This window comes from Nitratidesulfovibrio oxamicus, assembly GCF_015731765.1.
Classification (GTDB): domain Bacteria; phylum Desulfobacterota; class Desulfovibrionia; order Desulfovibrionales; family Desulfovibrionaceae; genus Cupidesulfovibrio; species Cupidesulfovibrio oxamicus.
Genome location: NZ_VRYY01000293.1, coordinates 1 through 3250 on the forward strand (window position 1 = coordinate 1; position 3250 = coordinate 3250).

General features: G+C 69.0%; 1 protein-coding gene and 2 pseudogenes. 2 read left to right on the forward strand and 1 reads right to left on the reverse strand.

Going from position 1 to position 3250, the window contains the following annotated elements; all coding sequences use genetic code 11:
• A pseudogene (locus FVW20_RS19730) lies at nucleotides 1–591 on the forward strand (sigma-54-dependent Fis family transcriptional regulator); the annotation flags it as partial.
• A 713-nt stretch (nucleotides 592–1304) separates the two neighbouring features.
• Here FVW20_RS19730 and FVW20_RS10515 read toward each other — a convergent pair.
• The gene (locus FVW20_RS10515) at nucleotides 1305–2498 is read right to left on the reverse strand and encodes a chemotaxis protein (RefSeq protein ID WP_196609472.1); all 1194 of its coding nucleotides are present in this window, start codon (nucleotides 2496–2498) and stop codon (nucleotides 1305–1307) included.
• Nucleotides 2499–2775: 277 nt separating this feature from the next.
• Here FVW20_RS10515 and FVW20_RS19735 point away from each other — a divergent pair.
• A pseudogene (locus tag FVW20_RS19735) lies at nucleotides 2776–3250 on the forward strand (hypothetical protein); the annotation flags it as partial.

Sequence of the window (3250 nt, forward strand, 5' to 3'; positions counted from 1 at the left end):
GCAGCGCGAGCATCCGCCGCGCAAGCAGGCGACACCGCGCCGTCAGCCAGTCAGGCAGCCCAGCCCGGCCAGGCACGCGCCGCACAGGCACGGCACGCGCCGCCCGTCTCCCCCGGCTGGGGACCACGCGCGCCCTATGCCATCTACACTTCGCCCCACTATGCTCCGTCGCCAGAGCGCGCGGCACCCGCAACGCGCACGGCACATGGGGGCATGCCCCCCGGCCACGGCGACACACGGCCAGCACGGGCCGGGAACAGCACGGACGATGACGACATTTCCTTTGGCCAAACCGGCCTTGCAGCGTTGCCGCCCCATGGCGTCCCGGCAGGCGACCGACTCCAGCCGTCACCGGCAGCGGGCACGCACACGCCCCCCTGCGCGCCATCCGCAACAGCTGCCCGTACCACCGCCCCCTTTGCCGACGACCTGCCCCGCTTCTTCGACTTTCGCGACGCGCAATTCACCGCCTACCTGCACGAACTGATGCGCCGCGCCGGGGGCGACATCCGCGCCGCCTGCGCCCTGTCCGGGCTGTCCCGGTCGCATCTGTACGACCTGCTGCGCAAGCACGGCGTGCCCACCCGCTGACCCCGCGAACGACACCCGTGCCTCTGCGCAGTGGCGCAAGCCCGCATCGTCCGCTATCGCGGACACAGCTTCATGCCTTTTGTCCGCCATCACGGACCAACCCGACTCGCCTTTGTCCGCGATCGCGGACAAGCAGTCCATCCCCCCTCATACGTCAATTGCCCATTCAACCAATAACTTTCGCCAACATGCCAATATTCAACATCATTCACAAAACAACACCACCGCAACACGAGTGGCACGCTTCTTGGTAAGTATATGGCAACAGACACCGGGCATGTCGGTCAATGCCCGATCCGTGTCGGAGGGCGGTTGGACAAGGCCAGCCGACACGGGGGAATGCGTTGGACGCATTCCAGCCGCAGGGGTCCGTGGCGCAGTCGGTGCGTCGCGGGCGAAATCGGGGCGCGCCGTTCCACAGGGACAGCGCGCCCCGCACGTTTCCGTGGATGCAAGGGCAGCACGCGCCAGACGCACCGGTGCGCAGGGTCGCCCGGCATGCAGGGCGCCTGGAGGCGGCAGGGGACTTCCGGGATACCGAGGGGGAAACGCGAAGCGGCGGGAATCCGTTACGGTTTCCGCCATGGCGTCGCGCCGGGGAGGCTACGAGGGGAAGCGTGCGACATTGCGCTGCACGGGTCCGCACGGGCACGGCTTGTGCCCCACAAGGCCGCTTCATCCTGCCCAGGATCTGCGGCCCGAGGCCGCAAAAATCAGACTGGTTCGCCCAGCAACTCCAGCACCTTCTGACTGAGCAACTGCAGATCGGGCTTGGCGAACTGCGCGTCCGCGCCCACCGATTCGCCCTTGTGCCCCAGCCGCTCCGAAACCAGCGACGAGAACAGCGCCACCGGCAGGGCGCGCAGCACGGGATCTTCCTTGATGCGGCGGCACAGGGTCAGCCCGTCCATGCGCGGCATTTCGATATCCGAGACCACGGCCTGCACGAGGCCGGACAGGGGCACGCCCTTGGCCTCGGCCTCGCGGCGCAGGCCGTCCAGCATATCCCACGCCTCCTGCCCGTCGTTGGCCTGCAACAGCTCGAACCGCCCGCTGGCCTCCATCAGGTTGCGCACCAGACGGCGCACGCTGCCGGAATCGTCGGCGTGCAGGATGCGGTAGCGGCGCGGCGGCAGGTCAGGCTGTGCGTCCGGCTGTGAGTTCGTCGGCACGGCTTTCGTGGCGGCGCCCGCCGCATTCTCCGTCCCCTGGCCTCGCCCCCCGGCGGACGCCGGACCCAGGGGGCGGTCCATGCGGATGGACAGGTCCGGATGCATCTCGGCCACGATGCTTTCCATGTCCAGCAGAAACACCACCCGCCCGTCCAGCCGGACCATGCCGGTAATGGAGTTGCGGCTGGCCTCCTGCAGAAAGCGTCCCGGGGCCTCCACGTCGGTCCAGCTGATGCGGTGGATGCGGTTCACCCCGGACACCTGAAACCCGGTGATCACGGTGTTGAATTCGGTGACGATGATCTTGGGCTCGCCGCTGGTGTCGCGCGGGATGCCCAGGTACTTCGCCAGATCCACCAGCGGGATGACCCGTCCGTCGCGGTGCGGAAAGGCCCCCAGCACCGCCGGATGAGGCATTTGCGGCAGTGCGGTGACGGGCTGCATGCGAATGATTTCCACCACCTTGGCCACGTTGACGCCATACCTGCGCCGCAACGAGCCGCACGCGAGCGGAGCGGTCACGCCAAAGCCCGTCCCGGATGGCGTTACCGTCACGCAGGCGTTGCCTCCGTCGAGGCTTTCGGGCGTGCCGCCAAGCCCGGCATCGGCTTCCGATGCGCGGGGACTCTCCGGACCGTCGGACGCCGCACCGCCGGGCACAGCCTCATCCACGAAAAACTCGACGATCTCGAGTTCATTGGTGCCGGATTCCAGCAGAATGCCGGTCTGCCCCATGTTCCCTCCCGGCTGGCGCGGGCGCGCCATGCCCCGATGAGAATCAGAAAACACGCCGATGCCCATGGCGTCACGCAAACCCGCCGCACGGCCCGGAGGTACGCCGCCTCCGCTGCCGGGCCATGGCGCACGAGATCGCCCCGGCGGCAACCCGCCGTCATGCCGCCAGGCATCGTCCGGCGTGGAATATAGCGCCTTTCCCGGCAAAGGGCCACCGGGCAGCGGTGCCTTTCGCGGTCATATCACCCCGGAATCGTGCCCGGTTCGTGCCGGTATCATGGCAGGATCGCGCGCACCGCCCCTGCGCCGCAACGTGCGTTTTTCCCTTGCGCGGCACCGCCGCCGGGCCTACAACCCCCAGTGTTCCACGCGCTGCCGACCGGCGGCAGCCACGGCCATCCGAACGGACCACCGCCAGGCGCACCAGGCAGCCATCGCCATGCCCACACCACCATCCCGCCAGCACGACGCATCCTCCCCGCCCCGCCAGCACGACGCTCCGGGCGCACCCTCCTCCTCTTCCGTGTTCCCCGCCGCACATCCCCATGGTCGCGGCACACGCGCAAGGCCCGACGGGCATGGCAAACAGGAAAGGGCAGGTGGCCGCCGCGTGTCGCGCATGGGGCTGGTGCTGCCGCTGCTGGCCTGCGCCGCGGCCCTGGGAGCCATCCTGGTCCGCGACCCCCGGCTGCTGGCCTGGCACGCCGCGTGGCCGGGGCTGGTGCGGCCCCTGCTGCACATGCTGATGATCA

Excerpts from the sequence above, each read along its gene's own strand:
- FVW20_RS10515 (WP_196609472.1), bottom strand. The coding sequence starts at position 2,498 with ATGGGGCAGACCGGCATTCTGCTGGAATCCGGCACCAATGAACTCGAG.